Genomic DNA, 13,748 nt, shown 5'->3' with positions numbered 1-13,748 from the left:
ATGCCGTCGACTCCACTCTTGGCCCGGTTCGGTGCCCCGATGCGGTTTCTCTGCCCGCGGCAGATTCGCCACGGGCAGAGCCCGCCGTCAGCCCTTCTCGCGCAGCTGTCGGAAGAACGCCCGCACGTCGCCGACCAGCAGGTCGGGCTCCTCCATCGCCGCGAAGTGCCCGCCGCGGTCGAACTCCGTCCACCGCACCAGGTTCTCGGTGCGTTCCGCCTTGTGCCGCAGCGGGATCTGGGGTTCGGCCGGGAACAGGGCGAGTGCGGTGGGGGCGGTCGACGGCTCGGTCTGCAGGGCGACCCGGCCGGTGGCGTGGGCGCGTTCGTAGTAGATGCGGGCCGCGGAGCCGGCGGTCCCGGTCAGCCAGTAGAGCATCACGTTGGTGAGCAGCCGGTCCCGGTCCACGGCCTCCTCCGGCAGCAGCTGTGAGTCTGTCCACTCGTGGAACTTCTCGACGATCCAGGCGAGTTGGCCCACGGGGGAGTCCGTGAGCGCGTAGGCCACGGTCTGCGGCCGGGTGGCCTGCAGGACGGCGTACCCGGTGCCCTCGCGCGACCACTCGCTCCACCGGCGCCACGACAGCAGCGCCCGCTCCTGTTCCTCGGTGCCCAGCTCGTCCAGCTCCTCCTGTGTGGGCTCGGTGAGCTGCTGAGCCCCCGGCAGCAGGTTGAGGTGGACGCCGATCACCCGGTCGGGGTGGGCGCGCCCCAGTTCGCGGGAGATCGCCGCGCCCCAGTCGCCGCCCTGCGCGCCGAAGCGTTCGTAGCCCAGGCGGCGCATCAGCTCGGCCCAGGCGTCCGCGACCCGGCCCGCCTCCCAGCCGGTGTCCGTGGGCGGTCCGGACAGCCCGAATCCGGGAATGCCGGGGACGACGACGTGGAAGGCGTCGGCCGGGTCTCCGCCGTGCGCGGCCGGATCGGCGAGCGGGCCGACCACGTCCAGGAACTCCACGATCGATCCCGGCCAGCCGTGCGTGATGATCAGCGGGGTGGCGTCCGGTTCGGGGGAGCGGACGTGCGCGAAGTGCACGGTCGAGCCGTCGATGGTGGTGGTGAACTGCGGCCATCGGTTCAGCTGCGCCTCGGCGGCCCGCCAGTCGTAGGTGTGGCGCCAGTAGTGGACCAGCTCGCGGAGGTAGTCGGCCGGCACGCCGTACGCCCATCCGGTGCCCGGCAGCTCGTCCGGCCAGCGGGTGCGGTCGAGGCGGTGGTGCAGGTCGTCGAGGTCGCGCTGCGGGATGTCGAGGCGGAAGGGGCGGATCGTGTCCGTGGGGGATGACGTCATGTGCGGAGCCTAGGCGGGGGCCGCGGCAGGGCCATATGGATTAATCGGCCGCCCCACCGATGAGTTCCGCCGCGAGGATCGGTCGGTAGAGGTGACAGCGTTCCACGTCCCAGGAGGAGCCCATGACCACCGACGGATTCACCACCTGTCTCTGGTTCGACGGACAGGCCGAGGAGGCCGCTCACTACTACGTCTCGATCTTCAAGAACTCCAGCATCGGCCGCGTCGGCCGGAACGTGGAAGGGGGAGCGGGCCCGGTCGGCTCCGTGCTGGCGGTGGAGTTCATCGCCAACGGCCAGAAGTTCGTGGCGCTCAACGGCGGGCCCCAGTTCACGTTCAACGAGTCGATCTCCTTCCAGATCTTCTGCAAGGACCAGGAGGAGATCGACTACTACTGGACCAAGCTCACCGAGGGCGGCGGCGAGCCCGGTCCCTGCGGTTGGCTCAAGGACAGGTACGGCCTGTCCTGGCAGGTCGTCCCGGACAAGCTGATCGACATGATCAGCGACCCGGACCAGGAGAAGGCCTCCCGCACCACCAAGGCGTTCATGGCGATGTCCAAGTTCGACATCGCGGCCCTGGAGAAGGCCTACGCGGGCGAGTGACGGCCGGTCAGCGCTCCCCCGTCTGTCGCGCGATCACCCGGGTGACCTCGCGGGCCATGCGCAGGATGCCGGGGGAGCGCACCGGGCACGGCTTCGGGGTGGACGTGGTGGGGGCCAGGCAGAAGTGCAGGTAGTCCGAGCTCAGGTGGAGGGCTGTACGGTCCTGGTCCGGCTGGGTGCAGTAGTCGGGGTGCGCGTGCTCGTAGGCGGTGCACGGCAGGTACTGCGCCCAGCTGTAGCGGGCCCCCGCCGGGCTGACCGTCGCGCCCGCGTCGGCGACCAGGTCGTGGGAGGCGGCGGCCTGCCGCTCGTACATCTCGTTGACGCGGCGCACCCGGTCCGGGGTGATCGGATCCGGTCCCTGTAGCACCCACACGATCCTCGGGCGTTTCGCCCCGCCCGCGTCCGCGATCTGCTCGGTGAGTCTGCGCAGGTCGGCGCGGTAGCGGGTGAAGTACCGCTGCTGCGAGGCGTTGTAGGTGATGCCGTCCATGCACCATGTGTAGCCCCAGGCGTTGCCCCAGAACTGCATCACCACGTAGTCCGGATGCCGCGCCCGTACCAGCGCGGCGGCCTTGTCGGCGTCCGGCACCAGCGAGCGCGCCCCGGTGCCCTCCAGGTAGTCGCAGAGGGTGGTGCCCGAGTACGGGGCGCTGGTGTAGGTCGCGTTCAGGTCAGTGCGCAGCTGCCGTCCGAGGACGTTCTGGGCCTCCATCGCCAGCGAGTCGCCGAGGTACAGCACCTTGGGGGCCACGGCCGGGCGGCCGGGGGAGGCGGGGGCCCGCTGGTGGGTCGTGGTGGCACTCACGTCCGGTACGGCGGGGGAGGGCGGCGGGGCCTGCGGGGCGGACGACGGGTCGGTGCATCCGCCGAGCAACAGCGCGCAGGCCAGCGACACCCCCACGATCCACGGTTTCCGCATGCAGCAACTCCCGCCCCGGCAACCGAAAACGGTTCCCCAGGCAAGCACAGGAGGGCGCAAGGGGGAAGACACGGGGGGTGAGTTCAGGCCTGTCCGAGCCGTTCGAGGAGGTCCAGCAGCTCGGCGAGCGGCAGTGGTTTGGCCAGGTGGGCGTCGAAACCGGCCGTCCGGGACAGGGCGCGGTCGGTGCCCCGGCTGAACCCGGACACCGCGATCAGGCGCAATCGGTCCCCGCCCGGCCTGGCACGCAGGGCACGGGCGACCTGGTAGCCGTCCATGTCCGGCAGCCCCAGATCGCACAGGACGGCGTCGAAGGACTCGTTCCCGGTGGCGGCGAGGGCATCCGCGCCGGTGTGGACGGCGGTGACCCGGTGGCCCTGGCGTTCCAGCAGGGTGCGGTAGGTGGCGGCCAGGTCCGCGTTGTCCTCGACGATCAGCAGGGAGAGACGGCCGGGTGCCGGACGGGCGGCCGTGGTGGGCGTCGGCCGAGGGGCCGTCACCTCGGTGGTCGGCAGCCGTACCGTGAACGCCGCGCCCTTGCCGGGGCCGTCGCTGTGGGCGCCGATCCGGCCGCCGTGCAGCTCCACCACCGTGCGCGCCACCGCGAGCCCCAGTCCCAGTCCCTCCGGGGTGTCGGGGCCGGCCGGGGCGGCCCGCATGAACACCCCGAACAGCTCCTCCGCCCGTTCCGGGGCGAAGCCGATGCCGTCGTCGCGGACGGTGAGCAGGGCCGTGCCGTCCTCGACCGTCAGGCCCACCTCGGTGTGTCCGTCGGGGCGGGTGTACTTCAGCGCGTTGGACAGGAGGTTGGTCAGCACCTGGGCCAGCCGCAGCCGGTCGCCGTCGATCATCACCGGCTGGGGCGGCACGACGACGCCCAGGGTGCGGCCCTCGTGTCCGAACAGGCCCCGGATGTCGGCACACGCCCCGTCCACGACCGAGCGCAGGTCGACCGGGTCGCGCACCAGCTCCAGACGTCCGGTCACCGCCCGGGTGCCGTCCAGCAGGTCGTTGCTCATCCGCGCCAGTGTGCCCAGCTGCCGCTCCAGGACCGAGAGCGCCGGATGGCCGCCGGGCAGGTCGAGGGCGAGCAGCTCGGTGGCCGCGGTGGCGGCGGCGAGCGGGTTGCGCAGTTCGTGCGAGAGGGTGGCGATGAACCGGTCCTTGGCCTGCTGCTCCTCCCGCAACCGGCGTCCGGCGGCGTCGAGTTCGGCGTTGGCCCGGCTGAGCTGCTCGTTGACCTCGCGGATCTCCCGGGCCCGGACGAACAGGTCGATCTCCATGCCCTCGGCCCGCATCTGCGCCTCGGCGACGGCCCGCCGCTGCTCGCGCCCCACCCGGCGCAGATGCACGAAGTCCGTGACGTCCTCGACCCGGTGGATGATGTGGACGACCCGGCCGTCGTCGTCCAGGACCGGTGCGTTGACCGGGCTCCAGTAGCGCTCGGCGAAGACGCCCTCCTCGCCGGTGGGGATGTCGTAGCGCTGCAGCGCCATCGTGTCCGTACGACCGCTCGCCACCACCGTCTCCAGTGAGCGCCGCAGATTGGCCACGCCGTCGGCCGAGGGGTCCTCCGGATTGTCGGGGAAGACCTCGAAGACCGGCCGCCCCACGATGTCCCGCTCCGTCCGTGTCGCCGTCAGATACGCGCGGTTGACCTCGACGATGGTGAAGTCGGGGCTCAGGACGAGCAGCGGGGACAGCGTGGCGTCGAACAGGCGCCGGTAGTCCGGGGCGTCGGGCATGGTCGGACCTCCGGGCCGAGGCGGGTCGCTCACAGGTCGAGGCGGTAGCCGTAGCCGCGGACGGTCGTGATCCGCGGGACGGGCGCGGGCATCGCCGCGAGCTTGCCGCGCAGCCGGTACACGTGCTCGACCACGGTCGCCGGCTGCTGCCAGGACGAGCCCCAGATCCGCTCCAGCAGCTGCTCCGCCGAGAAGACCCGGCCGGGTGCCTGGGCCAGCATCTCCAGCAGCGCGTACTCCTTGGGGCGCAGCGTCAGCGTCATGCCGTCGACGGAGGCCTGGCGGCCCGCGCTGTCGATGAGCAGGGAGCCGACGCGGAGCACGGTGGGCGCCTCGGGCGGCTGCGAGCGGCGCAGCACCGCGTGGATACGGGCCACCAGTTCCCGTTGTGAGAACGGTTTCACCAGGTAGTCGTCGGCGCCGATCTCCAGCCCCGCCACCCGGTCCGCCTCCGCGCCGCGTCCGCTGACCACGATGACCGGCAGCCGGCTGGTGGAGCGCAACGCACGCAGCAGCTCCAGGCCGCTGCCGTCGGGCAGCCCCAGGTCGAGGACGGCGAGGTCGATGCCGCCCTCGTGCAGAGCGGCCTTGCCGGCGCGCGCGTCCATGGCCCAGGTGACGGTGAAGCCCGCGCGCTCCAGATAGGAACGGCACATCAGTGCGAAGTCGGGGTCGTCCTCGATCAGCGCGAGATGCGGTCGCATAACGCATCACCCGGACTGTCTGCCGCCCGCTCGTTGTGCAGCTCATGAGCGGGCGTTGATGCCCCGACCATGTGGCGAAGGTAGAACAGGACAAGCCCACGGTTCAAGGGGGAGCCGCCCGGGGGGAGTTCCGGCGCGGGCTCGTGCGGTGCGGGGATGTGTGTCACAACCGCCGCACGGGCCCGCTCCGGGACGTGGCTCAGACGCGGTCCGCGGCGATCAGCAGGTACTGGAAGCTGCCGTTGCGGTACGCGGACAGGAACGTGTCCTCGATGCCCGTGACCAGGTGTTCCGCCGCGCGGCGCAGTTCCCAGTAGGGGATGGTGTCGGCGGTCAGGTCCTGGACGTGGACCGGGACCAGACGGTGGCGGGCCAGCGCCCGGAAGTACTCCGAGCGCGGGTGGATGTCGCAGATGTAGTGGGCGTTGATCAGGGACACCTCGCGCGAGGCACGCCCGTAGGTGTCGTTGTAGCAGCCGGTGATCACGACGTAGCGTCCGCCGCGGCGCAGCAGCCGCGCGTGCTCCGCGAACAGCAGGTCCAGTTCGACGTACATGGTCGACTCGTTGTTCCACGACGCGGCGTAGGCACCGGTCTCGAAACCGGTGTCGAGCATGTTGCGGTGGTGGTAGCGCACCCTGCCGTCGATGCCTCGTTTGCGGGCCTGTTCGCCCGCGAAGGCGGCCTGCTTGGCGGAGATGGTCACGCCGTCGGTGTGGCAGCCGTAGCGCAGGTTCGCCACCACGCTGCCGCCGCCGCGTCCGCAGCCGGCGTCGAAGACCCGGTCGTCCGGGGTGAGCGGGCCGAGATGGGCGGCGAGGAGTTCGGCCTGGGCGTGTTCCAGCCGGTGCAGTTCGGCGGTGATCCGCCCACGGCGCAGCACGGGGTCGCTCTCGTCGAGCACGGTGTGGTCCGCGGCGCCCACGCCGTAGTGGTGGTGGTAGAGGTCGTCGAGCTTGCCGAGTTCGAGGTTGACCGGGTTCTCCTCGGCGTTCCAGTAGTCCGCCACGCGGTTCTGGTACGTGGACTGGGTCGGCAGCGGGACGTTCCTGGTGTCGGCGGGGGCGATGGTCAACGGTGACTCCTCGTGGTGTTGCTGATGGTTCATGGGGGGGTGGCGCCTACCAGTAGTCGGGAAGGTGGTAGCGGTGGGTGTTGGTCGCGTGCCACTCGTGGTTGCCGCCCACCCAGTCGGACAGGCTCCGGGCGTAGCGCTCCACGAGCGGCGAGGTGGCGGACAGGGCGGTTGACTCGTCCTCGAACGCGGTCATGATCTCGTTGTGGATGTCGACGGCCCTGAGATAGGCGGCCTTCAGCCCGCACCGCTCGTTGGCGGCGACGACCTGCGGCAGGTTGAGGTGGTCGGGGTCGCTGGCCAGTTCCTTGGTGAAGGAGTACAGGTCGTTGACGATCGTCGTGGCGTTGCAGGCGAGCGCGGTGATCCGCTGGATCTCCGGACGGGCGTAGACGGATTCCGGCAGTTCGTAGCCGTCCACCGCGTCGACGATGGACAGACAGGGGCGGAAGTTGTTGAACTGCCGCATCACCAGGTACTCCCAGACCCGCGGCACGTACCGGGTCTCCATCCAGGCGGCCTCCGCGAGGTAGCCGAGGTGGAGGCGGGCGATGTCGTGGACGAAGCGGTCGCTCTGGCTGGGAGTGGCGAAGGCGGCGAAGTCCTTCATGGCCCAGTGGTACGAACGCAGCGGGCCGTCGGCCTGGACTCCCTCGCGCCACTCGGCCTCCAGGGCCGGAGTGCCGTGGTACGGGTCGATCGCCGACTGGGCCAGGATCAGCGGCCCGCCGAGTCCGCGGCGCGCTCCGCCGCGGCCCTCGTCCTCCTCGCAGTAGCAGCTGTCGACGAGGTTCTCGGCGAGCAGCAGCTGCCCGGCCACGGTCAGCCGGTCCAGGTCGGCCGCCTGAGGATGCTGGAGCACGACGGCCCGGCCGAACTGGAACCCGGAGAAGTCCCCCTTCCAGGCGGCCGGGAACAGCTCCAGGCCGCGGGCCCAGGCCTCCAGTCTGCGGTCGATCTCCGCGGCCTTCTCGGGGTCGGCGGGGGCGACCGGCCGGTACTTGAGCCCGGGGATCGCGCCGCCGCGCCGGGTGCGCACGGTGCGGGCCAGGTTCGGCGGCCCCGGCAGGGACGGGACGGACGTGGGGGTGCTCATCGCGTGCTCCACCCTCAGTCGGCCGTCCGGCCGATCTGTACGTTCTCCAGGATCCCCGCCGCGTCCGGCACGAGGATGGCGAGCGAGTAGTAGGCGGTGACCAGGTAGCTGATGATCGCGGCCGCGTCGATCCCCATGAACCGCACGTTCAGGCCCGGCTGGTACTCCTCCGGGATGCCGGTCTGGAACAGGCCGATCACGCCCTGGTCGGACTCGCCGGTGCGCAGCGCGATGATGCTGCTGGTGTGCCGGTCGCTGACCGGGATCTTGTTGCAGGGGAGGATCGGCACCCCGCGCCAGGCGGGGATCTCGTGCCCCTCGACGGTCGCCGTGCCCGGTACCAGTCCGCGGCGGTTGCACTGGCGGAAGAAGGCGGCGATCGCCTTGGGATGGGCGAGGAACACCTTGGTCTTGCGCCGCATGGCCAGCAGCTCGTCCATGTCGTCCGGTGTCGGCGGCCCGGTGAAGGTGCTGACGCGCTGTCCGTAGTCGACGTTGTGCAACAGCCCGAACTCCCGGTTGTTGACCAGCTCCCACTCCTGGCGCTCGCGGATCTCCTCGATGGTCAGGCGCAGTTGCTGCTCGGTCTGGTTCATCGGGTCGTTGTAGAGGTCGGCGACCCGGGTGTGCACCCGCAGCACGGTCTGGGTGAGCGACAGTTCGTACTCGCGCGGGGCGAGGTCGTAGTTGACGAACCCGCCGGGCAGCGTCGGTTCGCCCACGTGGCCCGCCTGAATGGGGACATCGGCCTCGCCCTTGCGGTTCATCGGCAGCTTCTGCCGCTCGGCGAACGCCTGGAGGTGGGCGGCCAGCGAGGGCACCCGGTCGGTGAGCTCGGTGACGACGTCCCAGGGCAGCGCCAGCAGCACGCCCGCCGTCTCCGCGCGCACCGAGCTCAGCCACAGCGGGTCCGACTGGCCGATGGCCTCGTCGCCCATCTGGTCGCCGTCGGTGACGACTCCGGTGATCTCCTCCTCGCCGTACTTGCCGGCCGTGTACCGGGTGAACCTGCCGTGCACCACCAGATAGGCCTCGGTGACCGGCTGGCCGGCCTCGAACAGGACCTGTCCGGCGCGTACTTCGCGGACCCGGAAGCGGGTGGCGACCTCCTTGAGGACATCGATGTCGGAGTAGCCGCGCAGCACCGGCAGTTCGGTGAGCGTCTCGGGGATGACCTTGATGTCGTTGGCGCCGTTCTGCTCGAACTGCACCCGGCCGCGCCCGATCTTCAGCTGCAGGCGCCGGTTGACCCGGTAGGTGCCGCCCCGGACGTCCACCCACGGCAGCGCCTTCAGCAGCCAGCGCGAGCTGATGGCCTGCATCTGCGGTTCGGACTTGGTGGTCGTGGTGAGCCGGCGCGCCGCCTGGGTGCTGAGGCTGGTGAGCTGCGGTTCGCCGGGATCGTCGGGGGCGGGGTTGTCGATGGCGCTTTCGGGGACGGACACATTCCCTCCCTGAACAGGGGTGTGCGGAGTGGTCGTTGAGAAGGACGAGAGAGCGGTGGCTGACAGGAACGCACCGCGTGTACAAGCCAACAGGGATGGCGGCGGTCTCGGTACGGCGTGCGGGGGGCGTTTTCCCGGAGCGGAGGGGCACATACCGCTTCCTGTCCCGCGCGGGTTCGTCGCAGGTGATCGCGCGCCGGGCGTGTGAGCCGTGCGGCCCCTCCCGGGGAGGGCGCTCAGGCGAGGTCGTTCACCACGACCGCGGCTCCGTCGAACCGCCCCGCCTTCAGGTCCCGCAGGGCCTGGTCGGCTCGCGTCAGGGGATACGTGTGGGTGGTGGCGCGCACGCCGTGCCGGGCGGCCAGGGCGAGGAACTCCCGGCCGTCATCACGGGTGTTGGAGGTGACGCTGCGCATCTGCTTCTCGTAGAAGAGGTCGGTCTCGTACTGCAGCGGCGGGGTGTCGCTGAGGTGGATGCCCGCGACGGAGAGGGTGCCGCCGCGGTCCAGGGCCCGCAGCGCGACGGGGACCAGGTCGCCGACCGGGGCGAACAGGATCGCGCTGTCCAGCGGCTCGGGCGGCATCGCGTACGCGTCACGCGCGGAGGCGGCGCCGAGTTCCAGTGCCAGCCGCTGTGCCGTGCTCCCACGGGTCAGGACGTGCACGGTGGCGCCCTCGGCCAGGGCCAGTTGCGCGCACAGATGGGCGCTGCCCCCGAAGCCGTAGAGTCCGAGCCGTCCGCCCGGCGGCAGCGCGGCCCGGCGCAGCGCGCGGTAGCCGATGATCCCCGCGCACAGCAGCGGCGCGAGCGCCACGTCGTCGAGGGCGCCGGGCAGCCGGTAGGCGAAGGAGGCGGGCACGGTCGTGTACTCCGCGTATCCGCCGTCGGCGTCCCAGCCGGTGTAGCGCGAGGCGGGACAGAGGTTCTCGGCGCCGCGCCCGCAGTAGGCGCAGGTGCCGTCCGTACGCCGCAGCCAGGCCACGCCGACCCGGTCACCGGCGGCGAAGCCCTCGACCGCCGCTCCGACCCCGGCGACGACGCCCACCACCTCGTGCCCCGGAGTCACCCCGGCCCGGTGCACGGGCAGATCGCCCTCGGCGACATGCAGATCGGTGCGGCACACCCCGCACGCGCGCACATGCACGAGCAGTTCGTCGTCGGCGGGCTTCGGAACCGGTTTCTCGACAAACCGGAGAACCCCCTCCTCCTCGACCGGCCCCGGGGTCACCACCGACCACGCGCGCATCGTCCCGTCCGTCATCCCGCACCCCGTCCGTCACCTCGACAGCCCGCCGGAAGCCTCCCCGACCAGTCTGGAACGGACTCCGGCGTTCGGCGCGCGCTTCGACCGGCGGATGGCTAGCGTGAGGAAACGGACCATCCGCATATTCGGGAAAGGGCCGCAGTCATGGCCGTACAACCTGAGGGAACCCCCTGCTGGGCCGACGCGATGTTCGGTGACGTCGAAGGAGCCAAGAGCTTCTACGGAGATGTCCTCGGCTGGACCTTCGGCGAGGCGTCGTCGGAGTATGGCAACTACACCCAGGCCTACGCGGACGGCAAGGCGGTCGCAGCCGTCGTACCGCCGATGCCCGGCCAGGAAGGCCAGTCGCAGTGGTGCTTGCACTTCGCCTCCGCGGACGCCGCCGCGACGGCCGCCAGGATCCGGGAGAACGGCGGCGAGGTGCTGATGGAGCCGATGCAGGTCGGCGAGTTCGGCACCATGTGCATCGCCCGTGAGCCCAGCGGGGCGGTCTTCGGTCTCTGGCAGGGCGGCACCCACGAGGGCTTCGAGGCGACCGCGGTGCCGGGCGCCTACGGCTGGGCCGAGGTCTTCACCCGGGACCCGGAGCGGACGGACGCCTTCTTCAGCGCCGTCTTCCCGTACACGGCCCAGCAGATCGTCGACGACGCGGTCGACTTCCGCATGTTCAAACTCGGCGACAACACGGTCCTGGGCCGGATGAGGATGGGCGACGAGTTCCCGCCGGAGATTCCCTCCTACGTCAACCTCTACTTCGTCGTCCCCGACTGCGACGACGCCGTCGCCAAGGCGACCAAGCTCGGCGGAGTCCTGCGCTTCGGGCCCATGGACAGCCCTTACGGCAGGTTCGCGGCACTCAGTGACCCGCAGGGGGCGAGCTTCTCGGTGATCGACATCACGCGCACCGCGGGCGAGATGCCCCGGACCGAGGAGGTCTCCTAGAGGGTGCCGGAAGGCCCCGTCCGCCGTGGCATGATCGAGCCCATGCGTGAACGTGTGGTGGCCGCCTGCGACGGGGCCTCGAAGGGAAACCCGGGACCTGCGGGCTGGGCGTGGGTGGTCTCCGACGACTCCGAGGTCCCGGACCGCTGGGAGGCCGGACCGCTGGGCCGGGCCACCAACAACGTCGCGGAACTCACCGCGCTGGAACGCCTGTTGACGTCGACCGACCCGGGTGTGCCGCTCGAGGTCCGGATGGACTCGCAGTACGCCATGAAGGCGGTCACCACCTGGCTGCCCGGCTGGAAGCGCAACGGATGGAAGACGGCGGCCGGCAAACCGGTCGCCAACCAGGACCTGGTGGTGCGCATCGACGAGCTGCTCCAGGGCCGCTCGGTCGACTTCCGTTACGTGCCGGCCCACCAGGTCGACGGCGACCCGCTCAACGACTTCGCCGACCGGGCCGCGAGTCAGGCGGCGACCGTCCAGGAGCCGGCGGGCAGCGCACTCGGCTCACCGGAGCCGCCGCCCTCGCCGGACACCCCGAAAAAGGCCGCCGCCCCGCGCCGGAAGCCCGGTGGGGCCCGGCTGGGCGGCGGCTCGTCGTCCCGCACGATCAAGGCGAAGTTCCCCGGCCGTTGCCTGTGCGGCCGGTCCTACGCGGCCGGGGAGCCGATCACCAAGAACGCGCAGGGCTGGGGGCACCCCGAGTGCCGTACGGCGGAAGCCGGTTAGCCGACGCGGTCAGACGACCGCGCCGCGCCACTCGCCGGTCTCCCGGCCGCGCTCCTCGATGAACTGCTTGAAGCGCTCGAGGTCGCCCTTGGTCTGCCGCTTCACGAACCCGAGCTTGTCGCCGACTTTCTCGGTGACGCTCTCGGGCTGGAACTCCATCTGCAGCATGACCTTGGTGTGCGTGTCATCGAGGCGGTGGAAGGTCACCACCCCGGCCTGCTTGGCCTCCCCGGAGATCGTGGTCCAGGCGACCCGCTCGTCCGGGATCTGTTCGGTGATCTCCGCGTCGAACTCCCGGTGAACCCCGTTCACACTGGTCACCCAGTGGGTGAGCGTGTCGGTGCGCTGCTCGATGCGCTCCACGCCGTTCATGAACTCCGGGAACGTCTCGAACTGCGTCCACTGGTTGTAGGCGGTGTGCACCGGGACGCCGACCTCGATGGATTCCTCGACCTGCGACACGGATGAACCCCTCCTTCGTTCTCAGACGGTTGCGTGCGGGCCGGGTACCCGTGACCTGCGCGGCGAACCTCCGTTGTACAGCTGCCCATCGACACACTGCTACCGTGCGTCACAAGTAGCAACTTTGAGTAATTCCTAGGGGTGCGCGTGAAGGTCGCCTGCGTCGGCGGCGGGCCCGCCGGCCTGTATCTCTCGATCCTGCTCAAGCGGCAGGACCCGTCCCACGACATCACCGTCCACGAGCGCAATCCGGAGGGCTCCACCTATGGCTGGGGAGTGACCTACTGGCGCGGACTGCTCGACAAGCTCCACGAACACGACCCGGAATCGGCCCGCGCCCTGGAGCAGCACTCCGTGAGCTGGAACGAGGGCGTGGCCCGCGTACGCGACGCGGAGACCCGGCACCCCGGCGACGAGGGCTTCGGCATCGGACGCCACCGGCTGCTGGAGATCCTCTCCGCGCGTGCCCGCTCCCTCGGCGTCCGGCTGGAGTTCGAGCACGAGATCACCGACACCAACCTGCCCGTCGCCGACCTGGTCGTCGCCGCTGACGGCGTCCACAGCGCCCTGCGCACCCGGCACGCCGACGACTTCGGCACCGAGATCAGGGCCGGCCGCAACCACTACATCTGGCTCGGCACCACCAAGGTCTTCGACTCCTTCACCTTCGCCTTCGTCGAGACCGACCACGGCTGGATCTGGTGCTACGGCTACGGCTTCAGCCCCGAGCGCAGCACCTGCGTCGTCGAGTGCGCCCCCGAGACCTTCAGCGGCCTCGGCCTCGACACCGCGGGCGAGGCCGACGGGCTCGCGCTGCTGGAGAAGCTCTTCGCCGACGTCCTGGACGGTCACCCCCTCATCGGCCGCTCCTCGGCCGACGGCAGCGCCCAGTGGCTGACCTTCCGCACCCTCACCAACCGCACCTGGTCCCGCGGCAACCTCGTCCTCATGGGGGACGCCGCCCACACCACCCACTACTCGATCGGCGCCGGCACCACCCTCGCCCTGGAGGACGCCATCGCCCTGGCCGGCGCCCTGCGCACGCACACCGAGCTCCCGCGGGCCCTCGCCCACTACGAACACGAGCGGAAGGCGCAGCTGCTCTCCATCCAGAGCGCGGCACGCTACAGCGCCCAGTGGTACGAGAACCTGCCGCGCTACATCGGCCTGCCCCCGCAGCAGATGTTCGCCCTGCTCGGCCAGCGTCACTCGCCCCTGCTGCCGTACGTCCCGCCTCAGCTCTACTACCGCCTCGACAGGGCGGCCGGACAGCTGGAGGCGCTGCGCCGCTTCAAGCGCTGGCTCGGGCCGAAGGTCGCCCGGACCGTCCACGCGCGGGCGCTGTCCTCCCGGAAGTAGCGGCGCCGCAGCGGCCGCATGCGGAAAAGCCTTGGGTGAATGGCTATTCACCGGCTATGGTGAATTGCCATTCACCCTTTCTTTTCCGCAGCCACACACTGGAGTACCC

Annotated in this window: 13 protein-coding genes; 4 read left to right on the top strand and 9 right to left on the bottom strand. The window is 70.7% G+C overall.

Going from position 1 to position 13,748, the window contains the following annotated elements; all coding sequences use genetic code 11:
* Positions 1-87 precede the first annotated feature (87 nt).
* Positions 88-1,287 carry an epoxide hydrolase family protein gene (locus ABZZ74_RS12465; protein WP_356763923.1) on the bottom strand — a complete coding sequence of 400 codons (1,200 nt, stop codon included), beginning with the start codon at positions 1,285-1,287 and terminating at the stop codon, positions 88-90.
* Positions 1,288-1,409: 122 nt separating this feature from the next.
* Between ABZZ74_RS12465 and ABZZ74_RS12460 the strand changes: the two genes are divergently transcribed.
* Positions 1,410-1,892 carry a VOC family protein gene (locus ABZZ74_RS12460; RefSeq protein ID WP_356763921.1) on the top strand — a complete coding sequence of 161 codons (483 nt, stop codon included), beginning with the start codon at positions 1,410-1,412 and terminating at the stop codon, positions 1,890-1,892.
* A gap of 7 nt (positions 1,893-1,899) precedes the next feature.
* Here ABZZ74_RS12460 and ABZZ74_RS12455 read toward each other — a convergent pair whose 3' ends face one another.
* The 7 genes from ABZZ74_RS12455 to ABZZ74_RS12425 form a co-directional block, all read right to left on the bottom strand.
* Positions 1,900-2,814 (bottom strand): SGNH/GDSL hydrolase family protein, encoded by a 915-nt coding sequence (locus ABZZ74_RS12455; RefSeq protein ID WP_356763919.1) that lies wholly within the window; start codon positions 2,812-2,814, stop codon positions 1,900-1,902.
* 83 nt (positions 2,815-2,897) lie between these two features.
* On the bottom strand, positions 2,898-4,559 hold the full coding sequence (locus ABZZ74_RS12450; RefSeq protein WP_356763917.1) for an ATP-binding protein: 1,662 nt from the start codon (positions 4,557-4,559) through the stop codon (positions 2,898-2,900).
* Positions 4,560-4,588: 29 nt separating this feature from the next.
* Positions 4,589-5,263, bottom strand: coding sequence for a response regulator transcription factor (locus ABZZ74_RS12445; protein ID WP_356763915.1), 675 nt, complete (start codon positions 5,261-5,263; stop codon positions 4,589-4,591).
* 199 nt (positions 5,264-5,462) lie between these two features.
* The gene (locus tag ABZZ74_RS12440) at positions 5,463-6,338 is read right to left on the bottom strand and encodes a geranyl diphosphate 2-C-methyltransferase (protein ID WP_356763913.1); all 876 of its coding nucleotides are present in this window, start codon (positions 6,336-6,338) and stop codon (positions 5,463-5,465) included.
* Positions 6,339-6,384: 46 nt separating this feature from the next.
* Positions 6,385-7,434, bottom strand: coding sequence for a family 2 encapsulin nanocompartment cargo protein terpene cyclase (locus tag ABZZ74_RS12435; RefSeq protein ID WP_356763911.1), 1,050 nt, complete (start codon positions 7,432-7,434; stop codon positions 6,385-6,387).
* A gap of 14 nt (positions 7,435-7,448) precedes the next feature.
* A complete protein-coding gene (locus ABZZ74_RS12430; RefSeq protein WP_356763909.1) occupies positions 7,449-8,879 on the bottom strand; it encodes a family 2B encapsulin nanocompartment shell protein in 1,431 nt (476 codons plus the stop codon).
* A 236-nt stretch (positions 8,880-9,115) separates the two neighbouring features.
* A complete protein-coding gene (locus tag ABZZ74_RS12425) occupies positions 9,116-10,126 on the bottom strand; it encodes a zinc-binding alcohol dehydrogenase family protein (protein WP_356764162.1) in 1,011 nt (336 codons plus the stop codon).
* 162 nt (positions 10,127-10,288) lie between these two features.
* Between ABZZ74_RS12425 and ABZZ74_RS12420 the strand changes: the two genes are divergently transcribed.
* A complete protein-coding gene (locus ABZZ74_RS12420; protein WP_356763907.1) occupies positions 10,289-11,086 on the top strand; it encodes a VOC family protein in 798 nt (265 codons plus the stop codon).
* A gap of 30 nt (positions 11,087-11,116) precedes the next feature.
* The gene (locus ABZZ74_RS12415) at positions 11,117-11,818 is read left to right on the top strand and encodes a ribonuclease H (RefSeq protein ID WP_356764160.1); all 702 of its coding nucleotides are present in this window, start codon (positions 11,117-11,119) and stop codon (positions 11,816-11,818) included.
* 9 nt (positions 11,819-11,827) lie between these two features.
* Here the strand turns inward: ABZZ74_RS12415 and ABZZ74_RS12410 are convergent, their stop codons facing one another.
* Positions 11,828-12,280 carry an SRPBCC family protein gene (locus ABZZ74_RS12410; RefSeq protein ID WP_356763905.1) on the bottom strand — a complete coding sequence of 151 codons (453 nt, stop codon included), beginning with the start codon at positions 12,278-12,280 and terminating at the stop codon, positions 11,828-11,830.
* Positions 12,281-12,421: 141 nt separating this feature from the next.
* Between ABZZ74_RS12410 and ABZZ74_RS12405 the strand changes: the two genes are divergently transcribed.
* Complete coding sequence (locus tag ABZZ74_RS12405) at positions 12,422-13,639, top strand: FAD-dependent monooxygenase (RefSeq protein ID WP_356763903.1); 1,218 nt, start codon at positions 12,422-12,424, stop codon at positions 13,637-13,639.
* Positions 13,640-13,748 lie beyond the last annotated feature (109 nt).

This window comes from Streptomyces sp. NPDC006476, assembly GCF_040612015.1.
Classification (GTDB): Bacteria; Actinomycetota; Actinomycetes; order Streptomycetales; family Streptomycetaceae; genus Streptomyces; species Streptomyces griseorubiginosus_B.
Note: the sequence above shows the minus strand (reverse complement) of the source record. Positions and strands in the feature narration are given on the sequence as shown.

Excerpts from the sequence above, each read along its gene's own strand:
- ABZZ74_RS12465 (WP_356763923.1), bottom strand. The coding sequence starts at position 1,287 with ATGACGTCATCCCCCACGGACACGATCCGCCCCTTCCGCCTCGACATC.
- ABZZ74_RS12460 (WP_356763921.1), top strand. The coding sequence starts at position 1,410 with ATGACCACCGACGGATTCACCACCTGTCTCTGGTTCGACGGACAGGCC.
- ABZZ74_RS12455 (WP_356763919.1), bottom strand. The coding sequence starts at position 2,814 with ATGCGGAAACCGTGGATCGTGGGGGTGTCGCTGGCCTGCGCGCTGTTG.
- ABZZ74_RS12450 (WP_356763917.1), bottom strand. The coding sequence starts at position 4,559 with ATGCCCGACGCCCCGGACTACCGGCGCCTGTTCGACGCCACGCTGTCC.
- ABZZ74_RS12445 (WP_356763915.1), bottom strand. The coding sequence starts at position 5,263 with ATGCGACCGCATCTCGCGCTGATCGAGGACGACCCCGACTTCGCACTG.
- ABZZ74_RS12435 (WP_356763911.1), bottom strand. The coding sequence starts at position 7,434 with ATGAGCACCCCCACGTCCGTCCCGTCCCTGCCGGGGCCGCCGAACCTG.
- ABZZ74_RS12425 (WP_356764162.1), bottom strand. The coding sequence starts at position 10,126 with ATGCGCGCGTGGTCGGTGGTGACCCCGGGGCCGGTCGAGGAGGAGGGG.
- ABZZ74_RS12420 (WP_356763907.1), top strand. The coding sequence starts at position 10,289 with ATGGCCGTACAACCTGAGGGAACCCCCTGCTGGGCCGACGCGATGTTC.
- ABZZ74_RS12415 (WP_356764160.1), top strand. The coding sequence starts at position 11,117 with ATGATCGAGCCCATGCGTGAACGTGTGGTGGCCGCCTGCGACGGGGCC.